Annotated in this window: 23 protein-coding genes; 8 read left to right on the top strand and 15 right to left on the bottom strand. The window is 67.5% G+C overall.

Annotated elements, in window-relative coordinates:
* Window positions 1-2: 2 nt before the first annotated feature.
* The gene (gene pckA / locus ACOGXI_RS11320) at window positions 3-1,610 is read right to left on the bottom strand and encodes a phosphoenolpyruvate carboxykinase (ATP) (RefSeq protein WP_419938950.1); all 1,608 of its coding nucleotides are present in this window, start codon (window positions 1,608-1,610) and stop codon (window positions 3-5) included.
* 171 nt (window positions 1,611-1,781) lie between these two features.
* Here pckA and ACOGXI_RS11325 point away from each other — a divergent pair, with 171 nt between their 5' ends.
* From ACOGXI_RS11325 to ACOGXI_RS11340, 4 genes are all read left to right on the top strand, one after another.
* A complete protein-coding gene (locus ACOGXI_RS11325; protein WP_419938951.1) occupies window positions 1,782-2,780 on the top strand; it encodes a polysaccharide deacetylase family protein in 999 nt (332 codons plus the stop codon).
* Between the two features lie 33 nt (window positions 2,781-2,813).
* Complete coding sequence (locus tag ACOGXI_RS11330; protein WP_419938952.1) at window positions 2,814-3,062, top strand: ribbon-helix-helix domain-containing protein; 249 nt, start codon at window positions 2,814-2,816, stop codon at window positions 3,060-3,062.
* The gene (locus ACOGXI_RS11335) at window positions 3,059-3,496 is read left to right on the top strand and encodes a type II toxin-antitoxin system VapC family toxin (protein ID WP_419938953.1); all 438 of its coding nucleotides are present in this window, start codon (window positions 3,059-3,061) and stop codon (window positions 3,494-3,496) included. Before ACOGXI_RS11330 ends, ACOGXI_RS11335 begins: the two co-directional genes overlap by 4 nt.
* Window positions 3,497-3,583: 87 nt before the next feature.
* Window positions 3,584-3,925: a hypothetical protein gene (locus ACOGXI_RS11340; RefSeq protein WP_419938954.1), complete on the top strand. Its 342-nt coding sequence runs from the start codon at window positions 3,584-3,586 to the stop codon at window positions 3,923-3,925.
* Between the two features lie 138 nt (window positions 3,926-4,063).
* On the opposite strand, the gene ACOGXI_RS11345 is transcribed toward ACOGXI_RS11340, so the two are convergent.
* A complete protein-coding gene (locus ACOGXI_RS11345) occupies window positions 4,064-6,241 on the bottom strand; it encodes a S9 family peptidase (RefSeq protein ID WP_419938955.1) in 2,178 nt (725 codons plus the stop codon).
* A gap of 25 nt (window positions 6,242-6,266) precedes the next feature.
* Window positions 6,267-6,515 (bottom strand): hypothetical protein, encoded by a 249-nt coding sequence (locus ACOGXI_RS11350; RefSeq protein ID WP_419938956.1) that lies wholly within the window; start codon window positions 6,513-6,515, stop codon window positions 6,267-6,269.
* 35 nt (window positions 6,516-6,550) lie between these two features.
* Between ACOGXI_RS11350 and ACOGXI_RS11355 the strand changes: the two genes are divergently transcribed.
* Window positions 6,551-7,660 (top strand): serine hydrolase domain-containing protein, encoded by a 1,110-nt coding sequence (locus ACOGXI_RS11355; RefSeq protein WP_419938957.1) that lies wholly within the window; start codon window positions 6,551-6,553, stop codon window positions 7,658-7,660.
* Window positions 7,661-7,721: 61 nt separating this feature from the next.
* Here the strand turns inward: ACOGXI_RS11355 and ACOGXI_RS11360 are convergent, their stop codons facing one another.
* The 9 genes from ACOGXI_RS11360 to ACOGXI_RS11400 form a co-directional block, all read right to left on the bottom strand.
* Entirely contained in the window at window positions 7,722-8,756 is a 1,035-nt protein-coding gene (locus ACOGXI_RS11360) for a GreA/GreB family elongation factor (protein ID WP_419938958.1), read from the bottom strand.
* A 6-nt stretch (window positions 8,757-8,762) separates the two neighbouring features.
* The gene (locus ACOGXI_RS11365) at window positions 8,763-9,749 is read right to left on the bottom strand and encodes a phosphorothioated DNA-binding restriction endonuclease (RefSeq protein ID WP_419938959.1); all 987 of its coding nucleotides are present in this window, start codon (window positions 9,747-9,749) and stop codon (window positions 8,763-8,765) included.
* Between the two features lie 250 nt (window positions 9,750-9,999).
* Window positions 10,000-10,635, bottom strand: coding sequence for a hypothetical protein (locus ACOGXI_RS11370; protein WP_419938960.1), 636 nt, complete (start codon window positions 10,633-10,635; stop codon window positions 10,000-10,002).
* A 52-nt stretch (window positions 10,636-10,687) separates the two neighbouring features.
* Window positions 10,688-11,242 (bottom strand): peptide-methionine (S)-S-oxide reductase MsrA, encoded by a 555-nt coding sequence (gene msrA / locus ACOGXI_RS11375; protein WP_419938961.1) that lies wholly within the window; start codon window positions 11,240-11,242, stop codon window positions 10,688-10,690.
* Window positions 11,235-12,884: an ATP-binding protein gene (locus ACOGXI_RS11380; RefSeq protein WP_419938962.1), complete on the bottom strand. Its 1,650-nt coding sequence runs from the start codon at window positions 12,882-12,884 to the stop codon at window positions 11,235-11,237. Before ACOGXI_RS11380 ends, msrA begins: the two co-directional genes overlap by 8 nt.
* Window position 12,885: 1 nt before the next feature.
* Window positions 12,886-14,544, bottom strand: coding sequence for an amidohydrolase family protein (locus ACOGXI_RS11385; RefSeq protein WP_419938963.1), 1,659 nt, complete (start codon window positions 14,542-14,544; stop codon window positions 12,886-12,888).
* 83 nt (window positions 14,545-14,627) lie between these two features.
* On the bottom strand, window positions 14,628-15,890 hold the full coding sequence (locus ACOGXI_RS11390; protein WP_419938964.1) for an ATP-binding protein: 1,263 nt from the start codon (window positions 15,888-15,890) through the stop codon (window positions 14,628-14,630).
* 248 nt (window positions 15,891-16,138) lie between these two features.
* On the bottom strand, window positions 16,139-17,587 hold the full coding sequence (locus ACOGXI_RS11395; protein ID WP_419938965.1) for an amidohydrolase family protein: 1,449 nt from the start codon (window positions 17,585-17,587) through the stop codon (window positions 16,139-16,141).
* A 49-nt stretch (window positions 17,588-17,636) separates the two neighbouring features.
* A complete protein-coding gene (locus tag ACOGXI_RS11400) occupies window positions 17,637-18,899 on the bottom strand; it encodes a dicarboxylate/amino acid:cation symporter (RefSeq protein WP_419938966.1) in 1,263 nt (420 codons plus the stop codon).
* 242 nt (window positions 18,900-19,141) lie between these two features.
* On the opposite strand from ACOGXI_RS11400, the gene ACOGXI_RS11405 reads away from it, so the two are divergent.
* The 3 genes from ACOGXI_RS11405 to ACOGXI_RS11415 all read left to right on the top strand — a co-directional run bounded on the left by ACOGXI_RS11405 (window position 19,142) and on the right by ACOGXI_RS11415 (window position 21,025).
* Window positions 19,142-20,014, top strand: coding sequence for a DNA-methyltransferase (locus ACOGXI_RS11405; protein ID WP_419938967.1), 873 nt, complete (start codon window positions 19,142-19,144; stop codon window positions 20,012-20,014).
* Window positions 20,015-20,385: 371 nt separating this feature from the next.
* Window positions 20,386-20,706 carry a hypothetical protein gene (locus tag ACOGXI_RS11410; protein WP_419938968.1) on the top strand — a complete coding sequence of 107 codons (321 nt, stop codon included), beginning with the start codon at window positions 20,386-20,388 and terminating at the stop codon, window positions 20,704-20,706.
* A 112-nt stretch (window positions 20,707-20,818) separates the two neighbouring features.
* Window positions 20,819-21,025 carry a hypothetical protein gene (locus ACOGXI_RS11415; RefSeq protein WP_419938969.1) on the top strand — a complete coding sequence of 69 codons (207 nt, stop codon included), beginning with the start codon at window positions 20,819-20,821 and terminating at the stop codon, window positions 21,023-21,025.
* Window positions 21,026-21,043: 18 nt separating this feature from the next.
* Here ACOGXI_RS11415 and ACOGXI_RS11420 read toward each other — a convergent pair whose 3' ends face one another.
* Genes ACOGXI_RS11420 through ACOGXI_RS11430 form a run of 3 tightly spaced genes read right to left on the bottom strand, consistent with a single transcriptional unit; the run spans window position 21,044 to window position 24,197 of the window.
* Window positions 21,044-21,406 (bottom strand): cupin domain-containing protein, encoded by a 363-nt coding sequence (locus ACOGXI_RS11420; protein WP_419938970.1) that lies wholly within the window; start codon window positions 21,404-21,406, stop codon window positions 21,044-21,046.
* A 46-nt stretch (window positions 21,407-21,452) separates the two neighbouring features.
* Window positions 21,453-23,489 (bottom strand): LVIVD repeat-containing protein, encoded by a 2,037-nt coding sequence (locus tag ACOGXI_RS11425; RefSeq protein WP_419938971.1) that lies wholly within the window; start codon window positions 23,487-23,489, stop codon window positions 21,453-21,455.
* Between the two features lie 33 nt (window positions 23,490-23,522).
* A complete protein-coding gene (locus ACOGXI_RS11430) occupies window positions 23,523-24,197 on the bottom strand; it encodes a DUF305 domain-containing protein (protein WP_419938972.1) in 675 nt (224 codons plus the stop codon).
* Between the last annotated feature and the right edge of the window lie 123 nt (window positions 24,198-24,320).

Here is a 24,320-nt window from a genome sequence, read left to right on the forward strand (position 1 = left end):
AGTCAGACCCCGGGGCCCGCCGTACACACGTCCGGCGGACAGTCGTCCTCGTATTCCCTGAAGTTCTCCTTGAAGAGCCGCGCCAGGTGCGCGGCCTTCTCATCGTACGCCGCCGCATCCGGCCAGGTTGCCCGCGGCCGCAGAATCTCGCTCGGCACTCCCGGCACTTCCGTCACGACGTGCACCCCGAACACCGGGTCCGGCTCCGTCGGCGCGTCGGCCAGCTCGCCCGCGTGGATGGCGTCGACCATCCGGCGCGTATGCGGCAGGTCGATCCGCGCACCGACACCGAACGGCCCCCCGCTCCAGCCCGTGTTCACGAGCCACACGTTCACGCCGTGCTCCCGCATTCGCTCGGCGAGCAGGCTCGCGTACTTCGCCGGGTGCCACACCAGGAAAGGCCCGCCGAAACAGGGCGAGAACGTGGCCACGGGATCGGTGACGCCGACCTCCGTGCCCGCGACCTTCGCCGTATACCCGCTGATGAAGTGGTACATGGCCTGCTCGGGCGTCAACCGGCTCACCGGCGGCAGCACGCCGAACGCGTCCGCCGTCAGGAAGATCACGTCCGTCGGGTGGCCCGCCACGCACGGCACCTTCGCGTTCTCGATGAACTCGATCGGGTAGCTGCCGCGGGTGTTCTGTGTGATCGACGAGTCCGACCAGTCCACGCTCCCGTCGTCGCGCAACACGACGTTTTCGAGCACCGCTCCGTACCGCAGGGCCCGGTAGATGTCGGGCTCCTTCTCCTCGGAGAGGTCGATCGTCTTCGCGTAGCAGCCGCCCTCGATGTTGAAGATCCCGGAGTCGGTCCAGCAGTGCTCGTCGTCGCCGATCAACAGACGGTGCGGATCCGCCGACAGCGTCGTCTTCCCCGTCCCCGACAGACCGAAGAGGAGCGACGAGGCGCCGGTCTCCGGATCCGTCGTCGCCGAGCAGTGCATGGAGAGCACGTCCCGTTTCGGCATGAGGTAGTTCATGATCGTGAACACGCCCTTCTTCATCTCTCCCGCGTACTCGGTCCCGAGGATGCAGGCCTCGTTGTCGGCGAAGGAGAGATCGACGCTCGTCGGCGAAGTGACGCCCTCCACCGACGGGTCCGCCGCCTCCTGGCCCGCGTTGTAGACGACGAAGTCGGGTTCGCCGAACTCCGCCAGTTCCTCGGGCGTGGGGCGGATGAGCATGTTGTGCATGAAGAGGGCGTGGTACGGGCGGTTGCAGATGATCCGGACGTTGAGACGGTACTCCGGGTCCCAGCCCGCGAAGCCATCGATGACGTAGAGGAGATCCCGCGCGTTCAGGAAGGCGCGCACGCGGGCCCTGTTCCGCAGGAAGCTCTCGCGCTGGAGGGGGAAGTTGACCGGACCCCACCAGACATCCCGCTCGGTCTCGGGATCGCGCACCACGTGCTTGTCGTTCGGGGAGCGGCCGGTCTTGGCGCCGGAGAAAGCCACGAGGGCTCCGTTGGCCGCCTTGATCGCGCCGGGTTCGCGTCCGCTCAGGGCATCGGCATAGAGCTCCTCCACGGAGGGATTGCGCTTGATGCGGGTGACGGTGATGCCGTGCGCGGTGAGGTTCATGGTGCCGATTTCGGCTGTCGTAGTCGTCATGTGTCGTCGTCGCCATATTCCGGAGGAGGGCCGACACCACGGCGACGAGCCCACGAATCGGGGACGGGCTCCCAGCGCCGTACGGAATCGGCGCCGACCGTCCGATTCACGAGCAATCTGTTAAAATAAGCCTTCAGACTTGAGATGACTACCGAAACGGGGGAAATCCTCATGACCGGCCCGACACGATCTTCGATCTCTCGCGGACTCGCCGTCGTCCTCTACGGCGTGGCGGCGGCGGCAGCGGCTGCAGCGATTCCAGCGGCGGCGAACGCGGCTCAGGAGGCGGACGACCCGCCATGGCGCTGGTCCGAAGCGCGCGTGTTCGAAGCCGTCAACCGGGTGCGCGCGGGGCGCGACCTCAACCCGGACTCGTGGCCGGACGGCGGTCGCGTCGCCGTGCTGCTCTCCTTCGACGTGGACAACGAGACGGTCTGGCTGCGCAACGGCGACACCAACGTGGGCGGGCTCTCGCAGGGAGAGTACGGATCGCGCGTCGCCCTCGGCCGCGTCGTGGACCTCCTCGACGAGTACGGGATCGCGGCCTCCTTCTTCGGCCCCGCGCTCAGCTTCAGCCTCGCGCCGCACCAGATCGGGATGATCCAGGCCTCCGGGCGGCACGAGATCGGCGTCCACGGCTGGATCCACGAGCGCAACGCGACGCTCCCGCGCGAGGAGGAGGAACGTCTCCTGCGCATGGCGGTGGAGCGCATGACGGAACTCATGGGCGAACGCCCGGTCGGCTACCGCGCGCCGTCGTGGAACTTCAGCGACGCGACGCTCGACCTGCTGCTCGAGATGGACTTCCTGTACGACTCGTCGCTCATGGCGGACGACCGGCCGTACGAGATCAACGCGAACGGCGAGCCCACGGGTCTCGTCGAACTTCCGGTGGACTGGATCCTCGACGACGCGCCGCTCTTCAACCCCCTCGGCGACCGCTACGCCAACCCGCGAGAGGTGCTGGAGGTGTACAAGGACGAGTTCGACGTCGCCTACGAGGAGGGGACGATGTTCCTCCTCACCATGCATCCGCACTACATCGGGCACCGTTCACGGATCGTGATCCTGCGCGAACTCATCGAGCACATGCGGTCGAAGCCCGGCGTGTGGTTCGGCACGCACCGCGACGCCGTCGAGTGGGTTCGAGCCCAGGCACACATGCCGTGACATATTGGCGTCACTAGCGTATGTTTTTATGTCATGAGAACCACGATTCGGCTGGACGATGACCTCATGCGAGCGGTGAAGCGTCACGCGCTTGAGTCGGGAACGACCGTGACGGCCCTCATCGCGCAGTCGCTGCGCGAACGGCTTCAACGGCACAGGGACCGGACTTCGAACCCGCCCACGGCGCTTTCTCTCGTAACCACGGGGGAGGGCGGCCTGCTGCCGGGCGTCGATCTCGATGATTCCGCGGCCCTCATCGAACTCATGGAAGACGGCGCTTGATCCTTCCCGACGTCAACATCCTCGTCTACGCCCATCGCCGGGATGCTCCGGACCATCAGCGATATCTCGAATGGCTGATTTCCGAGGTCGACTCCGATGCGGCGTTCGGACTGAGCCCGCTGGTTCTCAGCGGATTCATTCGCGCGGTCACGCACCCGAAGGTCTTCAAGGCTCCGAGCATTCTGTCCGACGCGACCGCGTTCGCGGAGCAACTTCGCGAGCGGCCCAACTGCATCGAGGTGACACCCGGCTCCCGCCATTGGGCCATCTTCGTACGGTTGTGCCATCAAGCCGGGACGAGGGGCAACCTGGTCCCGGATGCGTTTCTGGCGGCCATGGCGATCGAGAGCGGGTGCGAGTGGGTGACGACCGACCGCGATTTCAGTCGATTCGAGGGGCTGAAGTGGCGCCATCCGCTCCCATCAACGGCGTGAGGCGACTCTCCGAGCCAAACGGGGTCATCCCAAGTCCGTTGTCGGTCATTGTTGCTCCGAAGTGACCGACAAACCAGCTTGTCGGCCATGGGTGACCGGCAAACCCACACAGAATGCGAGGCGGAGGAGAACCTGGCCAAGGCGAAGGGGATTCTGCAGCTGTACGACGACCTGAAGAACCGAGTCCCCAAGATGACCCGGTCGCAATACGCGACGCTGGCGGTGAACTGGATGTTCGGGCGACCGATCTTCTCAAGCACCGATTTCGTGAAGAAGTCGGGCATTCCCGAGTCCACGGCGCGTCGCTTTCTCACGGTGCTGCGAGAGAACGACGTGATTGGGGAGCTCCTCCCGCCCGCCGGGCGGAGGGCCGCGCTGTGGGTCTTCCCCAGTCTGCTCAATTTGGCCGAGGGGCGGAAGGCGTTCTGAAGCGGACCTGCGGGGTCACGGAGGCCATCGCGTTGTCGGTCACCCGTGAGCAGCAAACCCGGTTGTCGCCCACTCCAAGGCCAGAAGTGATCGACAAGCTCAGGATCTGCCGGCGGCGATCTGAGGACTTTGCTTCCGTCATCCGGGGCCGGCATCGAGCAGGTCGAGGATGAAGGCGAACTCGAAGGCGAGTTCCTCGTACTCCCGGTCCCGGCCCGAGCCGCCGCCGTGGCCCGCGTCCATGTGCGTCTTGAGGAGGAGGCGGTTCTCGTCCGTCTTCATCGCGCGCAGCTTCGCGACCCACTTCGCCGGCTCCCAGTACTGGACCTGCGAGTCGTGGAGACCCGTCGTGACGAGCAGGTTCGGATAGTCCTTCGCCTCCACCTGGTCGTAGGGCGAGTAGGAGAGCATGTAGCGGTAGGACTCGAGTTCGCTCGGGTTGCCCCATTCGTCCCACTCGAACGTCGTGAGCGGAATCGACTCGTCCAGCATCGTCGTCACGACATCGACGAACGGGACGTGCGCGACGACGCCCCGGAACAACTCCGGCCGCATGTTCACCACCGCCCCCATGAGAAGGCCGCCCGCGCTCCCGCCGCGCGCAAAGAGCTTCTCCGGGCTGGTGTAGCCCTGCGCGACGAGGAAGTCCGCCACGTCCACGTAGTCGGTGAAGGTGTTCTTCTTGTTGAACATCTTCCCGTCTTCGTACCACGCCCGGCCCAGTTCCTGTCCGCCGCGGATGTGGGCGATCGCGTACACGAACCCGCGGTCGAGGAGGCTGAGACGGGTGGAGGAGAACGTGGGCTCCATGCTCGCCCCATATGAACCGTAGGCGTAGAGGAGGAGCGGGTTGTCCCCGTCCTTCTCGAGGCCGCGCCGGTAGACGACGGACAGGGGGACTTCCACGGCGCCGTCGCGGGCGGGGGCGTGCAGCCGCTCCACCACGTAGTCCCCCCGGTCGTAGCCGCCCAGGACCTCGTCTTCCTTGAGCAGCGTGCGCTCGCGCGTGGACATGTCGTAGTCGTAGACCGAGCGCGGTGCGGAGAGCGAGGTGTACCCGTAGCGCAGGATGTTCGTGTCCAGCTCGGGGTTGGCGGACAGCGAGGCCAGGTAGGCCGGCTCGTCAAAGGCGATCTCGTGCTCCTCCCCTTCCCACGCGCGGACGCGCAGGCGGGTGAGCCCTCCCTCGCGCTCCGACAGCACGAGGTAATCCCGGAACAACTCGAACCCCTGCAGGAACACGTCGCTCCGGTGCGGGACGACCGTTTCCCAGTCGTCCGTCGCCGTCTCCCCGACGGGCGTCCGCATGAGCTTGAAGTTCTCGGCCCCGTCGAGGTTGGTCCGGATGTAGAAGTGGTCCTCGAGGTGATCGAAGCGGTGCTCGTGCCCGCGCTCGCGCGGGAGGAAGAGGGTGAACTCGCCTTCGGGATCGCTAGCATCGAGGAAGCGGTGCTCGTCCGCCAGCGTGTGGGAGGAGGAGATGACGATGTATTGCTTCGACTTCGTCTTGCGGACGCGGGAACTGAACTCCTCGTCGTCCTCCTGGTACACGAGCACGTCGTCCGCGGGGTCGGTGCCGACGCGGTGCCGGTAGACCTGATACGAACGCAGGGTGCCGGGATCCCGTCGCGCATAGAAGAGCGTCCGGTTGTCCTCGGCCCACACCATGTTGCCGGAGGCGCCCTCGATGGACTCCGGGTAGTCCTCTACCGTGTCGAGATTCCGGATCCGGATGGTGTGGATGCGGCGCCCGCGCGTGTCCTCGGCCCATGCCATCAGGTCGCCGGCGGTGCTCACCGCGGGAAAGGCGGAGTAGTAATCGTGCCCTTCGGCGTGCGCGTTGACGTCGAGGATGACCTCCTCGGTCGCGTCGAGCGACCCGCGCTTTCGGGCGTAGATCGGATAGTCCCGGCCGTCCTCGGTGCGGCTGTAGTAGAAGAAGTCACCCTCCCTCACCGGGACGGAGAGGTCGCTCTGCTTGATCCGGCCCTTGATCTCCTCGAACAACTCCGCCTGGAGACCCCCGGTGTGCGCCATCAGCGCGTCGGTGTAGGCGTTCTCCTCCTCCAGATACTCGATGACGGCCGGGTTGTCGCGCTGGTTCAGCCAGTAGTAGTTGTCGATGCGCGTGTGCCCGTGCGTCTCCAACTGTTCCGGGATCACGCGTGCGACGGGGGGCGCGACCCCGGCATCGGCCGGGGACTCGGGGGCGGGGTCGGCACCCTCCCCGGTGCAGCCGACGGCCTGGACGCTCACGGCGAGCAGCGCCGCGATGAGGGGGGTGCAGTTGCGGTACACGGCCTCCGCTTGCGGCATGGACGACTCCTTCGCTCGGCGCGGGTCACGCGAGTTTTTTCCCGGGGCGGTCGTACAACTCCTCCCGGGCGGGCCGGCGCCCGCCGGACCACTCGATCGTGCGAGGCTTCCGCGCAAGAAAGCGCTTCATGGCGGTTTCGTACTCGTCCTCTTCACACCGCGTCCGTTCGAGCAGCTCGCAGATCCAGCTCGATACGCTGCGGCCGGCCTCCGCCGCCTTGTCCTTCAACCATCGGGCAACATCTTCCGGTACCGTAATAGTGATGTTCTTCACTTCCGGCATCCTTTCCGCGAACGGGAGCGAACCCGATGATCCTCAAACGTGATACCCGTGTCAAAGGCTTCGTGGCGCTGGCGGTGCTTGTTCTCGCACTCGGCGCGGGGTTCGCCTGCTCTCCGGCGCCGGTCGCGGACCGCGGAGCCGATGCCGTCTATCCGGGCGCGTCGTGGGAGCGGATCGCGGATCCGGCGGCCGCGGGGTTCTCGGCCCCGGCGCTGGAGGCGATCCATCCGTACGTGGATGGGATCAACACCTCCGCCGTGATGGCCATCGTCGGGGGACGAGTGCTGTTCGAGCACGGGCCCGTGGACTCGCTGAGCTACCTCGCCTCGGTCCGGAAGAGCATCCTCGCCATGCTGTACGGGAACTACGTGGCGGACGGGACGATCGACCTCGAACTCACCCTCGAGGAGTTGGGGATGGACGACGTCGAGGGTCTCCTCCCGGTCGAGAAGCGCGCTCGGATCCTCGATCTCGTCACCGCGCGCTCCGGCGTCTATCACCCGGCTTCGAACGCGGGGGACAACCTCGCGGACGCGCCGCCCCGGGGCTCGCAGGAACCCGGCACGTACTACCTGTACAGCAACTGGGATTTCAACGCGGCCGGCGCCGTCTTCGAGCAACTCACGGGCCGCAACATCTACGACGCGCTCGAAACCGATCTCGCCCTGCCGCTGGGCTTCGAGGACTGGGACCGGTCGATCCACCTCAAAACGGGGGACGCGACCCGGTCGCGCAATCTCGCCTACCACATGATGCTCTCGACCCGCGACATGGCCCGGATCGGCCACCTCATGCTGCTGGGCGGTGTGTGGGGGGAGGAACGGGTGCTGCCGCAAGGGTGGGCCGAGCGCATCACGAGCGTCGTCACGCCCTCGGAGGAGATGAATCCGGAGGGCCTGCGCGGGGGCGAGTTCGGCTACGGCTACATGTGGTGGGTGTGGGATGGTCCCGCGGTGCCGGAGGGGTTCGAGGGGGCGTACAGCGGCCGGGGCGCCTATGGCCAGTTCATCACGGTCATCCCGTCGCTGGACATGGTCGTCGCGCACAAGACCGTACCGGACGCCCGGACGCCGTGGGACGACTACATGGGCATCCTCACCCGCCTCGTCGCGGCGCACTGCGGCGCGGATTGCTAACGTAGCCGACGCCTGCGCGGTGCGAGCGGACGCATGACGCAACGGGGGACCGCGGAGGCGCTCACGGCTGCGGTGGAGTTCCGACGCGGTCGCGCGGCGCGACCAGAACGATCCGGACCATCCAGTGGGTGCCGTCCGGCAGGTGGGTCTCCCGCATCTCGCCCTCCCGGGCGCCGAGGAGGGCGCGTCCGAGCGGCGATTCGGCGGTCACCTCGTTGCGTTCGAAGTCCGGGTCGCCCGCCACCGGGTAGTAGCACTCCAAGTCGCCGCTTGCGGAGTCGTACACCCACACCTTGTCGCCCACGGCGACCCGGCGGAAGGGCGCGGCGTCCGGCGGCGAGGGCGTCCACGGCAGCGCCTCCACCTGACGGCGGATGAAGGCCGCGGCCTCGTCCGCGTCCGCCGAGACCCCGCTGGCGTCCCGCATCTCGGCCCGGAATCGGTCCAGCACCTCGGATCCCGCGAGCGTACACCGCCACGCCCGCGGCGCATATGCCGGGAAGGCGCCGCGCCGGTATTCGGCCTCCGCGGCGCGAAACGCCCACCCGTCGCGCAGCGCGAAGAAGTTCGCGTAAGTGTCGAGCGTCTCGGCCACGCCCGGCGTTTCGTCCGCCACGAGGTCCACGCGCGCGAACTCCCGGTTGTCGAGGCGTTCGCTTCCGGCCGGAAAATGGAGGCGCCACTCGCGTCCGTCCTCCGAGATCGCGAGCTGGAGGGCGTGGAGCGTGAGATCGTGGAATGGATGAGTCTCCCGCCCGGATGCGCGTCCGCCGCGCCGCCCGGTGGACAGGGGATCGACCTTCACGAGCAGGCGCGGAGTCCCGGCCGGATGGCACAGGGCGTAGTCCACGGCGCCCGTCGGCGTCCGGAAGCGCCGGACCACGGATTCGGTGTCGTCGATATCCCAGCCCAACTGCTCGAACAGGGGCAGGATTACCGCGCCCCCCACGTCTTCGCCGGATCCGGCGGACGAGAAGTCGCCGCGCTCGATGCGAGACGCCGCCTCGCGGATCCGGCCGGCGAGGTCATCCAGCTTCAAGGCCCGGCTGAAGAGCGGCAGGCCGAAGGTTGCCGCGTCCGATTCGTCGTGGTGCACGGTCCGTTACCGCCGTGGGCTCAGTGCGGGGCCCCGGAACACCTCGCGTCGGTGCCAAGCCACGAATTCCACCGCCGGCGCGAGTTCGCGGCCGCGCGGAGGGCGAAGCCGTTCGCCGCGGAAGTCGAGCAGGTGGCGCACGGCGGCGCTCTGTCCGTTGACCTCGCTGGAAACGAGCACGGCCACGCTCTCGCCCGCCTCTTCAAGCCCCAGAGCGCCCACATCCAGGGCCTTGTGGTGGAAGGAGCACAGCGCGAGCCCGTTGGGCACTTCGTCGGGCCCACCCGCCGCGTGCCACTTGATGTGCGCGGCCTCCAGCCCCAGCAACTGGTCCTCCACCCGCACGTCGAACCCACACACCGCACAGCGGCGTTCGTAGGCCCGCAACACGCGGTGGCGGAACCGGGGATCACGCGGTGTCGTTGCAGAGCGGGGCGGGCCTGCAACCGGGGCCGGCGTCTCTCGTAGCAGCGTCCCCGCAGCCGCGGCCGAGCCGGCCCATGCCTCGACAAGCGGGGTTCCGTAGTCGGGCAGGCCGACGGCGTCCCGGATGTCCGTGTGCAGGGAGGCGGGAAAATGACCCTCGAGGATCCTCCGGACAGCATCTTCGACCAACTGCGGATTCCTCCTTAGCAAGCGGTGGACGGGGGCGGGGAAGCCTCCCTCCATCTTCCGCAGTTCGCGTAACGGGACTCGGCCCTCGATCCGGGCGGAACCCGGCGTCTCAAGGCCGCGGATCTCCCACAAACCGTCCCTCGGCAGACGTTGGAAGGGCTGGTCGGGGTGGTGAGAGACGCGCGGGGGGCCGAAACGTCTCAGCAATTCCGTGAGTGCGTCCTCGACCACAGCTTCGTAGCCCGCGAGGCGCGCCTCTCCCCGCGCGACCCGCGCCAGCGCGAGCAGCAGGAGGAGAGGCTTGTGCGGGGCGCGCGAATCGCCTCGCCGCCATACGTTTATCCCCTCGATGAGACTCAGGAATTCGTCCCGGCCCATCTCATCTCCGTCTCATGTCCGCTTCGGACTTGTTGCGCATCCCGCATCACCCCTAACGTCGGCGGCTTGCGGAACTCATAGCCATAGGGTGCGCCGGGAAGCGCGGGGTCAAGCCGCAGGCCAGGTAAGCGGGCCGATAGCATTTCGAGCACGACGCGAATCTCGAGGCGAGCGAGCGGGGCGCCGAGACAGAAGTGGCGGGCGGCGGATTGCACGGCGGGCTCCCAGCGCAGCGTCTCCTCGATCACCATCAGAGTCCCGACCACATCAGCAGGGCGAAGCCGATGAAGAGCGCGTAGATGCCGGCCATCCCGGCCACGATCCAGCGACCCCGCCCCCGGTAGGCCCGGAAGAGGAAGACGGAGACGGCCAGCACCAGGACGACCTCGCCTGCCGCCGCGTACCCTCCGTAATGCGCTGGATCCCAGTACGACACGGGGCTGGTGAACCGCCAGTCGCTGACGGGGAAGAAGTGGCGGTGCGCGTCCTCCCGGTGCAGGGGGAGGTCTCCCAGCGCGTGGAGGATCATGCTCGCGACGAACAGGGTCCATGCGGTGAGCCTCGCAGTCCGCGGGGTGGCGGCCACCCCGGCTGACGGGATGCGCCCAGCGGTCGAGCGCCGGCCGACGAGCACCAGGAGGATGCACAAGGCGATCACGAGGAGAGGGATCGAACTCGGGATGTCGAACACGACCTGCCAACCGGGGTCGAAGTAGCGCTCCGACCAGATCCGTCCCTCCGACACGCCGCGCACGAGCCGTTCCCAGAGGTAGAAGACGAGCATCGGGGCGTCCGGGGCGACGGCCCCGAGCGCGACCGGCAGCGCGTTGCGCTCCGACCGGCCCAGAACGATCAGGCTGAGCGCCGCGTGCGCCGGCGTCGTCACGCGTCCGTCCGCGGCGAGGACCCCCACCGCCGGGACAGTGCAGAGACCTCCGTCAGACGCCCGCTCCCCGCTTCAGGCGCTGCAGGTGCTGCCGCCGGAACTTCGCCACCTTGGGCGCCACGATGGCCTGGCAGTACGGCTGGGTCGGGTTCCGATTCAGGTAATCGTCGTGGTAGGCCTCGGCCGGGTAGAACGTCTCCAGCGGAGCGATCTCCGTCACGATCGGGTCCGGCCAGATCCCGGCGGCGGTGATCTGCGCGATCTTCCGCTCGACCGCTTCCTTCTGTGCCTCGCTCTCGTGGAAGATCGCCGAGCGGTACTGCGTCCCGACGTCCGCACCCTGCCGGTTGAGCGTCGTGGGATCGTGGATCGTGAAGAAGACATCCAGCAGATCGTCGAATGTCACTCTGTCCGGATCGAAGCTGACCCGCACCACCTCCGCGTGCCCGGTGCGCCCCGAGCATACCTGTTCGTAGGTGGGATTCCCGGCATGCCCCCCCGCGTAACCCGACTTCACGCCGTGCACGCCTTCGAGCAACTGATACACGGCCTCGAGGCACCAGAAGCACCCCCCGGCCAGCGTCGCCGTCTCTCTTCGATTATTCATGATGTTCCTTTGTGTTCCGTTTCAGCAGGCGCTCCAGGGCTGTGGGCTCTGTAGGCCTGCTCGGGGTGTGTGGGGTTGTCCGGATAGCGTTGCACGAGCCGTCCGGCTTCCACCATTGGTGTGAGGTGGCGACCGGTGAGCTTACGCTGAGAGAAGTGGAGGAAGCGCGCGATGTCTCCCGACGTCGTCCATTCCCTGGCCGCGCAGATTGCTTCAACGACGGCGCGTAGCCGTGCCTTCCGGGGCCGCGATCCCAAGCCATCGATCTGTCGTCGTACACTCGCCGGCAGCTCCCCCGATCCGCCGGCAGCTCCCCCCGATCCGCCGGCAGCTCCCCCCGATCCGCGCCGGAGCTCCCCCCGATCCGTCCGGCAGCTCCCCCCGATCCGTCCGGCAGCTCCCCTCGATCCACGGCGAGGTCACGGACCACCGGCGTAAGCGTGTAGGAGCTATCCGCCCCGCGCCCCTGCAACGTGAGGAGTTCCCGGTCGCGAAGACCGCGCAGCAAATGGCTGGCGCGTAGCGTGTCGAGTCCCGTGACCGAACGCAGTGCGGCGTTGTCTACGCGTCCCCGTCGGCGGGCCATCAGAAGCGCTCGAAACTCGTGACGGCTCAGGTCGGCATTCCCCAGGCTGGCCACGAACTGGCGATCCGAAGCCGTGAGGGTTGAGGTATTACGCAGCGTCACGATCACTCGCTCGCCACCAACCTCCAACTCGGGCTGCGGCAGGAAGGCGTCCTCCATTTCCGCGAACATGCGGGGAATGCTCTCCCCCTGGTCCTTCGCGAAACCGAGGTCGACCAGCACCCTCACGATGCGTGGATTACGACTTCGGTGTACTCGTTCCAGCCGGAGCACTTCCTCCAGTGTGACGCCTTCGGGCAGCCTGCCTGCGCTCACCACCTCCATGCGGTCCTCGAAAAGCCATATCTCGGCGCCGCTTCCCTGGATGGCATAGTCCCGATGAGCTACTGCGTTGTGCAACGCCTCGCGCCAAGCGAAGTCCGGGTACTCCGGCATCTCCCGAAACCGCATGCCGACCATACGGGACGGGCGTCGCAGCAATCCCGAGACAACCTCGTGAGCCTCGTCGAGCACCCGCGGCAAACTGCCCTCGATGCGAGGCCGTTCCTCCACGTTGTGCTCCGCCCCGAACCGTCGCTCTGTGCCGATGACGCGAAACACGCGGACACCCGCGTTGGGATGATCCGGGTCGTGGCGAGCGAAGAGCAGTTCCGCGGCGCGCCGGAGCACGATTCGGCGTCCGCGCAGGTCCGCCAGCTTCCGTTTCAGCAGGTATTCCTCATCCGATAACGCGGACAGCCCTGCGCCAGCGCGCGCCCGGGCCAGCAGTTTCGGATCGAGGTCCTCCAGGGAGCACGAGGAACGGCGACTCTCCCAGCTTTCGTACATTCCCTGCTGTTTGGTCGCTGCGATCTGCGTTTCCCGCGCTCGGACGGTTTGGTCGCCCACGCGAAGCGGGAAACCGTTACCGGTCATTTGTACCGGCGCATCCGCAGCGGGCACGTCGAATACGATCAACTCGACGCCTTCGTGGGGAACCGTGAATCCGGATGGCTGCGGGGGATCCAGTCGAGTCCGGGTCAGGAATGGCGTGACGTCGAACTGCGAATTCGCCAAGCTAGCTCCCGTTGTCGGTGGCGGTGGTCATGGCGCGCTTCTGTTCCTCGACCATTTCGGCCACATCGGCGAGCAGTTGCTTCGCGTCGTAGACGATGCCGTCCTTGATCGTGTAGAGGATGCCGCCAACCGTCTCCACCTCGCCCGTGTCGTCGTTCAGGCGCCGCGCGCCGGTGCCGTACAGGACTTTGAGGTTGTGGATCGGGTTCTCGTCCACGATCACGAGGTCCGCCAGCAGGCCGCGGCGTACGACGCCGAACTCGATGGGGCGGCCCGTCGGCTTGAACAGCGTCTCGGCCGCGTGCATGGTCGCGGCTCGGATCACCTCCAGCGGATGGAACCCGGCGTGCTGCAGGAGTTCCATCTCCTGGATCGTGGAGAAGCCCATGAGGTTGTAGATGTAGCCGGCGTCCGAACTCGCCGTGACGCGGCCGCCCATGTTCTTGTAGTCGTTGAGCAGGTCGTGCCACACCTCGAGGAAATCGCGCCACGCCACCTCCTCCCACGTCGTCCAGTCGAAGTAGTAGGAGCCGTGGTCCTCGCGGTTCGCCTCGTAGAACTCCCACAGCGTGGGCAGCGTGTAGGTCTCGTGCCACGGCGCGTACATCTGGTCGTCCACGTCCCAGCTCGCCTGGTAGGCGGTCATCGTGGGGTCGAGGGTGACGTCGTACGAGAGCATTTCCTCCAGGAAGGCGTTCCACTCGGGGCTGCCGCGCTCGTGGATCAGATTCCACTGCATCGGGACCTGGCCGAAGCGGTGCTGCTCGTCGTTGTAGTTCATCTCCGGGGGCCACGGTTGGACGTCGCGGTCCTTGTACAGCGCCTCGAACAGTCCGTAGAAGTGCGTGACGGTGCCGAGGCCGAGGCGCGCCGCGTCGAGCGCGTTCATCTGCGCGACGCCCATCTGGCCGAGGTGGGCCGTGCTGCCGAGGCCGAGTTGGGCGGCCTCGTCGAGCAGCGCCTCCATGATCTCCGGGCGGAACGAGTTGAGCTTGAGCCCGTCGCCGCCCGATTCCTTCACGTACCGGACCCAGTCGCGCGCGTCCTCCGGCGTGTCGATCCGGCGGCCGCCCCAGCCCTCGCCGCCCGCGCCGGTGAAGGGATAGACCCACATGCGGGGGGCCACGATCTCGTTCGCCGCGCTCCGCGCCTTCTCCTGGACGGACCAGTCGTGGGGGCCGAAGGCGACGCCGCGGCCGGTCGTGATCCCGTGCGCCATCCACAGTTTGTATGTGTACTCGGCCTCGGGCGCCTTGGGGACGCCGCCGGTGTGCAGGTGCAGGTCGACGAAGCCCGGAAGCACGTACATGCCCGTCGCGTCGATCTCGTGCACGATCGCGTCCGGGTTGCCCTCGACCGTGAGGCCGGGGCGGCGCGCCTCGTCGATCGGGCGCTGCGGGACGCCCACGCCGACGACGTCGACGATGCGGTTCCCCTCGATGACGATGTCCATCGGCCCGATGGGGGGCGCGCCGGTGCCGTCGATCACGGTGGCGCCGCGGATGATGAGGCGGTCGTACGGTCCCCCGCCTTCGTCCGGACCCCGGTCCGGCGCCCCGACCATCTGGGTCGGCTGCAGGGCTGCCGCCGCTGTGGCCAGAAGGATCAGCGCCGCGGAGGCGGCCGGAACGCTTCGGATGGCGTGGCCGATTGTTTTCATGCGTCGTTCTCCATCGATGGTGCGGGGGCGGGCGGCCGAAAGGACCGCTGGCAGCCTTGCTGCGTTTGGGCGGCCGCGGACTGCTACGGTCCGAGGGCCGCTACGGGGATTACGGCGACACCGTCCGCACGTTCGTATGCATAGCCATCGTGGACGATAACGCAGAGGGCTGCCGGTTCTCCACACCGGTCCGTATCCACCCGCTTGGCGAACTTGAGCAGGATCTTGGCGGCGTCGTCGATCCGGTGCGTACCCAGCTTGACTTCGAAGGCGGCCCAACGGCCGGGTCCCCCGTCGACGATGACGTCCACCTCCAAACCTGTGTTGTCTCGATAGTGGTACACGTGCGCATCCATGGCTTGGGCGTAGACGCGCAGGTCCCGCACGACCAGCGACTCGAACAACAGCCCAAACCACGCGATGTCACCCATTAGATGACGGGCGTCCGCACGGAGCGCCGCGGTGGCCAACGATGGGTCCGCAAAGTGCCGCTTGGGCGTGGACCGCAGCCGTGAGCGCGAGCGGAGATGGGGCCCCCAGGGAGGCTGCGGCTCGATAAGCATGAGGCGTTGCAGTGTCGCCAAGTAGGTGTGCGCCGTCCCTTCGCTCAGCGGCGGCCCCGGCCCGCCTACGTCCGCCGCCAACGTCGAGATGGACGCGGTCGTCGATACGTTGCGCGCGTACGACTGCAGCAGCCGACTCACGCGCTCCGGGTTATGCCGCGTTCCGTCCAAGTTAGGGACGTCGGTCCGGCAGACCTCTTCGATGTAGTCCCGGTTCGCCCGCAGAGCCGCGCGTGGCGACTTTCCAAGGTTGGCGGGCCAGCCGCCGAAACAGACGAGGTCGGCGAGCGCCCTCGCGCCCAGTCGAGCCTCCGAACTCGGTACGCGCTCGCCGCCCAGGACGGCCCGGAGCGACACGGATCCGGTGGACCGGCCCAGTTCGAACAAGGACATGGGCCGTAGGCGAAGTCGGCTGACGCGGCCCGCGCCGGAATGACGCGTGATGTCATCCGACGGCACGGCGGAGCCCGTGAGGATGAACTGCCCCGCCGCCTGGCGGTCGTCCACCGCGCGCCTCATGTGATTCCAAAGTCCGGGCTCCAGCTGCCACTCGTCCAGGAGGCGGGGTGTGGGGCCCGCCAGTAGCTCGGCCGGATCCAGCCTGGCGAGCCGGCGGGCCGTCTCGTCCACATCAAGGAGTACCTGGCTGCGCGCGAGGCGCTGCGCCGCCCACGTCTTGCCGGAGGCGCGCGGTCCTTCGATGAGAACGGTGCCCGCCGCTGCGAGGCGTTCCTCCAGCTCCGCGTCCGCGACCCGCGGGCGGTAGTCCTGCGTAGATGCCATCGTCACACTCGACCCGGTTGTGCGGCGGCTGTTGAAACCGCTGCTGACCTTCAGGTTACGTTGGAGCACTCGGATTCGCAACGCGTTTGCGAGTTGTATCACAATGCTGTCATAATCTGATTTGCGGCAATTTTGTACATGGTTTTGCAACAATAACGCAATCTGTTTTGCAATATTCCTGTGATCGGAATAACAGATCTGTGGGCTTGCAAGCGGTTGTAAGCGCGGCGTGGGGGGAGCTTTCGGCTCTAACCGTCGAGGTGGTAGAGGCGGCGATTGTTCTCGTGCAGGATCATGCGCGCCGCTGCCACGGCCTCGGCACGGTTCAGGATTCCTGCGTCGACGTAGATCCCGAGCACCTGGGCGAGGAAGCGACGGCCCCACTTGGCGGCGAGCCAGTAGAACTCGGGCAGGTGGTAGGCGTCGCTCCCGAACAGGATCTTCGAGAGGGGGACGACCTCCATCACCTCGAGGAACATGCGCAGCATGCCGTGGTGGATGAGGGGCGCGGCGAGCGACAGTTCGAAGTGGCAGTTCGCGTACAGGTGCGTGAGCCACGCCGCGCGGCCGATCAGCGGGTAGCCGGCGTGGATGAGGATGACCTGCGGCATGCGCATCACGCCGCCGCGCTCGAAGCGGACCATCTCCTCCATGAGGAACGGGTCCTGGTTGCGCATGATCCCGCGCGGGGCCTCGCCATCGCCGGCGTGGAACTGCATCGGCATGTCGCGCTCCAGGCACGCCTCGAGCGCGAGCGAGTGGAGGTAAAGCAGCGCCTCGCTCTGCATCTGCCAGTAGTCGTCGCGGTCCTGGGCGTCCGCGGCCGGGACCTCGCCGCGCGCACGGGTGGCCCGGAACGCGTCCCACGAGCGGCGGGCCGCGGCCCGGTCGAAGTGTGGCTTCAGAAGCCCCAGCCGCGGAAGCAGGTAGGATTTCATCCCGTACGAAGGGGCGCCGAGGTTGCCGTTCCCGTCGAGGCCGGCCTCGATCTCGGCCATCATCCGCGTCTCGATCTCGTCGAGACTCAGGTCTTCGCTCATGGGCGCCCGCAGGATCGTGTCCACGCGCAGGATGTGTCGGCCGCGGGTGGGGAGGATCGCGTCCTTGAAGCGGGCCACGCCGCCCTGGTCCATCCCCTCCCGGTAGCCCATGTCGAGCATCGCGTTCTCGATGTTCGCGTCGGCGAACATGGCACGGAGATAGCTCGCGTAGTCCCGCCCGCGCTCGTTGCGGGCCTCGATCACCGCCTCGAAGGTCGGGTCGCAGTCGAGGAAGGCGGCGAGTTCCTTCACGAGATAACGGAGGAAGACCGTCTCCCCCGCCTGCTCAAGAACGCGCGCCCGCGTGGCGGCAATGTCGAATTCGGCGTCGAGCGTGGCGCGTTCCGAGGCGTCTCCCGCCCGCCAGCGCCCGTAGACGCCGGCCGGGAAGTAGCGGTCCATGGGGAAGGCGGAGAGCGCCAACCGCTCGATGAACTCGTCGAGATCCGTCTCCGCATCATCGAACGTGAGCGGGTGGCAGTGCGTGTCGTCGACCGGGATCTCGCGTAACTCGTCCAGCAGCGCGCGAGCAGTCGCGTCCAACCCCTCGCCCGCCGCCACGCCGCCGGTGAAGGGGGCGCCACCGGCGCAGGCGCCGAGCAGGGCGCTACCCCCGCCGACGCCGGCCAGGCTCAGAAACTCCCTGCGATCAGGCATATCGCCCCCTTTGCGGCTCGCGCGCTCAGCCCGACCGGTCACACCGCCGTCAGCCGCGGACTTCGGTGTCCACCCCCTCCTCTCCCTCGGAGCGGGCGATGATCGCGGCGCCGCACGAGTCGCTGAACACGTTGACCGCGGTGCGGTACATGTCGAGCGGCCGGTCGATGGCGAGCATCGCGCCCACGATCGTGATCGCCTCCGGGTTGTCGCCGAGGCCGATCGCGTTGAGGACGATGAAGATCACGACCACGCCGGCCGAGGGCACCGCGGCTGCCCCGATCGAGGCGAGGAGCGCCGTGAGGACGACGATCGCCTGCTGCCCGATGCTGAGGTCGACGCCGAGCACCTGCGCGATGAAGAGGGCGCCGGCGCACTCGAAGATCGCCGTGCCGTCCATGTTCACGGTCGCCCCCATCGGGAGCACGAACGAGGAGACCTTGTTCGAGACGCCGACCTTCTCGCGCAGCGTCTTGATCGTGACCGGGAGCGTCGCGCCCGACGAACTCGTCGAGAACGCGGTGAGGAGCGGCTCGCGCAGGTTCGCGAAGTGGACCAGCGGCTTGATGCGGCCCAGCAGGATGAGCAGGAGCGGCATCGTGATGAAGAGGTGGATCGTGAGCCCCGACCCGATCGTGGCGAAGTACTTGGCGAGCGCGGCGAAGCGGTCGAATCCGGTCTCCCCCACCATGCGCGTGATGAGCGCGAAGACGCCGATGGGGAGGAACTTTATGATCCCCGACGTGAGCGCCATCATGGCCTGGAAGAAGGCGTTGAAGATGTCGGTGACGACCACGCGGGGCTTCTCCGGCAGCCCGGTGATCGCCGCGCCGAAGACGATGCAGAAGAAGATGATCGCCAGCATGTCGCCTGCGGAGGCGGCGGCGAAGAAGTTGCTCGGGACGATGTCGAGGATGAGGTCGACCGGAGAATCCGGCGTGCTGAGTTCCGGGACCTCCTGCTGGGCCGCCGCGCCCATGTCCGCGTTCCGGCCCGGCCGGATGAGGTTCACCATCAGGAGCCCGGTCAGCGCCGCCAGCATGCTCGACAGCACGTAGTAGCCCATCGTCTTGCTGAACAGGCGGCCGATCGCCCTTCCCCCGCCCACGGAGGCGACCCCCGACACGATCGAGGTGAGCACGAGCGGCACGATGATCATCCGGAGCAGCTTCATGAACAGCTCGCCGATCCAGCCGATCGCGTTGGCCGCGGGCAGCCCGAAGGCCCAGCCCACGCCGAGACCCAGAATCATGGCCGACAGCACCTGCCAGTGAAGGCGTCGGTACCAGGGAAGGGTGGGATCGTATTCCATTGGCGTCTCCGGTGCGGCGCCCTCGCGCGGCGCATGTCCAGCGTCTTGGGGCGGCTGGATGTCGTGGCGGTCCAACCGCTGTTCGAACGATCGATCCAACGGGGGTTGATCGTGGTGTCCAGACGGCGGGCGGGCAATGGGCGTCACTTCCCCGCCCGCGTTGAGGCCTTGGCGGGACAAGTCTAGCTTCCCCGGGCCCGACCCGCTCCGCGCCATGTGGACGGCACCGCCCGGGAGATGCCATGCCCAGAATCATGCTTGCGGACAACCTCGACGCGCTCCGGGGCATGCCGGACGGGCACGCGGATCTCATCTACATCGACCCACCCTTCAACACCGGCCGGACGCAGCGACGGACTCGGATCAGGACGCGTCGCGCTTCACATGGCGAAGACGGAGACCGGACGGGTTTCAAGGGGGCACGCTACGAGACGACCGCGCTTGGTACACGCCGTTTCAATGATCGGTTCGACGACTACCTCGCGTTCCTCGGGCCCCGGCTCGTCGAGGCGTATCGCGTCCTCGCCCCTCACGGGTCGTTCTACCTCCACGTCGACTACCGGGAGGTGCACCACTGCCGGCTCTTCCTGGACGACCTGTTCGGCCCGGAGAATCTCCTGAACGAGATCATCTGGGCGTACGACTACGGCGCGCGACCGAAGACGCGCTGGCCGGCGAAGCACGACAACATCCTGTTCTATGTGAAGGATCGGTCGAACTACGTGTTCAACGTGGACGAGATCGAGCGCATCCCGTACATGGCGCCGGGGCTGGTGGGACCGGAGAAGGCCACGCGCGGGAAGCTGCCCACGGACACCTGGTGGCACACGATCGTCCCCACGAACGGCGCCGAGCGGACGGGGTATCCGACCCAGAAGCCGTTGGGCGTCCTGCGGCGTATCGTCACAGCGTCATCGAATCCCGGCGACCTCGTGCTCGATTTCTTCGCGGGCAGCGGAACGACCGGCATGGCCGCCCACGAACTGGGACGGGACTTCATCCTCGTGGACGACAACCCGGAAGCACTCGAGGTGATGGCGGAACGATTCCGAGACGTACCGGACGTCCGCTGGGAGGGCTTCGATCCGCCCGAGGTCTTGGAATCACATGCATAGCAGCGACTTGTGTGTGCGCACGGCCCAATTCCATGTTGTCTTCTCCTCCTCGGGAAACCCTCGTCCGGCTCCACGAGTCGCATGCGGCGGCGGACCGGCAACGGTCGCTTGGGGTGGGTTGCTCGCTACGCCCACAACCTCCATTCTGCTCGACGTTCGTCGATTCTTGGCCGGGGGTGAGGGGAGGAGGGAGTGGGGGAGGAGGTCCTTGATCCGGGCGACCTCGGCGACGGAACCATGGTCGGGCTGAGCCCGGAAGTTGGAAGCTCCCTGGCCCAAGCGGGTGCCGTGTACCTGCGCGGTGACGAAACGGCGCCCGGCTACGCAACCGTGGTGGAATGCGGGCGTCCGCTGGCTGCGGTCGAGACTTCATGAACGAGTCACGCGCCACTCATGACCGGGCGATGGACCTTGCGTTCCTTGCGGATCGGTCCAAAGCGGCAGGCGACCTGCATGAAGCTGGGCGGCTCTACGCGCAAGCCTTGGAGAGCGAGTTGACGGCACTGCGCGCCCTCCAAGATCCGTCCCCGTTGACCTTCGCCGTGATGCATCGCAGCGCCGCTTGGCTCGCTCTGGAGTGCGGGGAAATCCGGCTCGCGGAACAGCTGGCGTCCACCGGACTTGCAGGGGACCCACCACCCAAGATTGCGGACGAACTACGCGAAGTTTGGGAGCAGGCAAACACAGGGTGAAGGTTCCACCTGAGATGATGGACGATATCGTTCGTCCGCTGTGGCACTCGGTAGTGTCGGTTCGGGGTGTGCGGCGCGGCCAATCTGTCACTCTGACAGAAATCGACCCCTCATGAGGCGCCGCTGTGACGTGAACGACATCATCGAGGGACTCGACACCCGGCGGCGGCGACGGGTGGAGGAGCGCGCTGCCGAACTCATCGCGGAGGAAACGGCGCTGCGCAGGAGCGTCGAGGCCATGGGAGGCAGGCTCTCGCCGGTCGCGAGGTTCCCGGACCGACCGCCCGTCGAGTTGTCCGGTATCGCCGATCCGGAATAGAAAGCCCCTGCTCCGAGCCTACGTGTCGCGGTGGACGGTGTCGGGGGAGAAGGCGGGGAGGCAGACGGCGATGTATTCGGCCCCCTCCGGGCCCGGCGTGCTGTAGCGGATCCATTCGCCGGGGTGAGTGATGATCGCCTGACCGGCCTCCACCTCCATGACGCCACCCTCGTGCTCGACGCGTAGCGTGCCCCTCAGCACGACGGTGATCTCCTCGAACTCGGGACGCTGACCCGGTTCGACCCACCCGGACGGCGCCACCATGCGCGCCACGCTGACGCCATCGTGCCCGGTCCGGACGCGGCCGGCGTACTCCTCGATGCGCTTGGGTTTGCTCCCGGCCGCCTCGATGACGGCCGGGGCTTCGATCAACGTCGGCATGGTTCGGACGGGTCGCCGACTGCCGCGACGGGGGCCGGTCCGCAGCTCACATGCCCATGGCCGCGAGACCTCGAGTCACCTGCGCCACCCTGCGGACCTTGGCGGCGTCTCCCGCCCCGGCGGCGTCACCGTCCACGGCGTCGGCCAGCGAACGCAGCGCGCCGGCGCGCGCGGAGCCCGACATCCCCTCGGCTGCGGCCAGTTCAGCGCGGATCGCGCCAATCCTGGCGGCGGAAAGCCCGCCGTGCCGCTCCAACTGGTCCAGGTAGGCCCTCGCGAGCGCGAACGTCGCGGGCCACTCGAAGATCGGCTGACCCTGCGAATTGAGGTGCGAGAGCTGCACGGAGTTGGCCGCGTCGATCTCGTTCCGCGTGAGCGCCTGGCTCGGGACCAGTTCGAGGATGTCGAGGCCGCGCGCGATCTCGGAGTTCACGATGACGCCGTTGTACCAGTAGACGGACCAGCTGCCGCCCATCTGCATGCGGTCGGGATTCACGGGGCCGCGGTCGAAGTAGGCGATTTCGACCGGGTTCACGGGGTCGGTCCAGTCGATGAGCGAGATCCCGCCCTGATACCAGCCCTGGATCATGATGTCGCGGCCGGGGATCGGGATCAGCGATCCGTTGTGGGCCACGCAGTTCTCCTCGGGCGTCTGCGGCGCGGGCAGCTTGAAGTAGCTCTGGAACTCCATCTCCGTGCCCTCGATGGTGAAGATCGCGTTCGCGCCCCACTCCATCGGGTCCGACGCCCGGCACTTCGGCGCGCCGCCGCCACCCCATTCGTCCGTGAACAGGATCGCGGTGCCGTCGTTGTTGAAGGTGGCCGAGTGCCAGTAGGAGAAGTTGGAATCGGCCACGGCGGAGAGCCGCCGGGGATTCTCCGGATCGGAGATGTCGAGGAGCATGCCGTAGCCCTCGCACGCCCCGCCCGCGAGGCCGATGGCCGGATAGACCGTGATGTCGTGGCACTGCGTCGGACCGGGCTCCGGACCGTCTCCATCTCCCTGCGGTCCCATCATCTGCGCCACGATCGAGGGCAGCGCTTCCCGCAGCGCCGCGCTGTCGGCGGCGGTGGGCGCGCCCTCGCCTCCGCGCTGGGCCACGATCTGTCCGAGCATCTGCTGGGCGGCCTGCTCGGGCAGCACCATCTCCTGCCCCATCATTTCGATGATGAAGGCGCCGCGCTCCCTCGCCTCCTCAATCGCGGCAATGTCGTCGGGCGCCGGGCCGTGCGTCGGGGGCGCGATCAGGTCCTCGAAGATGCGGGGCGAACTCACGACCGCGGCGCTCGCCGGATCCGCCAGCGGCACGCGGATCACCTCGATGCGGAAGAGGGCGGTGTTCGGATCCTCGTCCGGCGGCGCGCCCGAGCAGCCCGCGAGTTCCTCCGCCGGACGCACCGGCGCGGAGCCCGAGACGTAGACGTAGACGTTCTCGTCATCCCCGGGGTGTTCCAGCAGCGTGTGGGTGTGTGAGCCGCGGCACGTCTGCACGTTGGCGACGTATTCCGGCGCCGTGATGTCGGAGATGTCGAAGATGCGGATCCCGCGCAGCCGGTCGTGGCTCACGGCCTCCTCGACGCCCTGATCGCCGCAGTCCAGCCGCCCGCCGAACCCCTCGCCCGAGACGAAGAGCAAGTTCTCGTACACGGAGACGTCGCTCTGGGAAGCCGGGCAGACGTACGTGATGACGGTCCGCGGATTCGCCGGGTCGGAGATGTCCCAGATCTGGACCCCGTCGTAGTTGCCCTGGATCGCGTACGCGCCGGAGAACGCGAGGTCGGAGTTCGTCTTCCCCACGAACGGGTCCGGCGGCGGCGTGGTGGAGACGAGGTCGAGGTTCCAGATCGCCTCCCCCGCATCGAACATGCCGGGCGCGAGCCCGACGCGCGGGTCCGGCGTGGGCGGATCGACCTGGAGCCCCGTGGGCGCGGCGGCGGGGGCCGCGGGAGCGGTGGCCATGCCGGTCTGCGCCGACTGGTATGCACAGCCCGCGAAGCTTCCCGCGGCGATCGCGCCGGCGAGCAGCGTCCCGAGGCGAGCGGTGAATCGCGTGTCGTCTCGTTCCTTCGTTACAGCGGACATGTCGGATCCTTCGATTGGGGTGAACTTCACGAATCAGCCGCCCGTCTCCGGCGCGGTGAGCGCCTCGAGCATCAACTCCATGCGGGCGATTTCCGTGGCCTGATCGACGTGAATGTCGGAGGCCAGCTTGAAGACGAAGTCATCCTGCGCGGCGCCGTCGGTCGCGAACAACTCCCGAACCATCGTGACGGCGCCGTTGTGGTGCTGGATCATGTATTCGAGAAAGAGCCGGTCGAAGTCGGCCCCGCGCGCGGCCTCGAGTTCCGCGAGTTGCTCCGGAGTCAGCATCCCGGCCATGAGCATGGCCCCGTCGCCGTGGCCCCGCATGTCTCCGGTCTCGGGCACGGGCAGCCCGCGGTCGGAGAGCCACCGGCTCATGACGGCGATTTCATCGGTCTGCGCATTGATGATCCTGGCGCACAGCGTCCGGATCGAGGGACTCGCGCCGGCGTCCGGCGCGAAGCCCGCCATGACCAGAGCCTGCGCGTGATGCGGAATCATGTGGGACATGAAGCGGATGTCCGCCTCGTGCGCGCCCTCGAGGGCCGCTTCGGCCCGTGCCCGGTAGATCGCCTCGAGTTCGGCCACGCGCGCCGCGTCCGGGCGAACCGCGTTCGGGCGAGCCGGCGATTCGGATGGACGGACGCCGGACCCCGCGCTGGCACACGCCTGTACGACGGCGAGCAGGCCGAAGAGTGCAACACGCATGGCGCGCGTGACGTGCGTTGTGGGGTGGGTCCTCATACTTCGCCGCGTGGTTACGTCCGTCGTGGTTACATCCGTCGTGGTTACATCCGTCATCGAGGCCGTCCGGCATGAAATCGGCCGAAC

It is taken from the genome of Candidatus Palauibacter sp. (assembly GCF_965208055.1).
In the GTDB taxonomy this organism is placed as follows: domain Bacteria; phylum Gemmatimonadota; class Gemmatimonadetes; order Palauibacterales; family Palauibacteraceae; genus Palauibacter.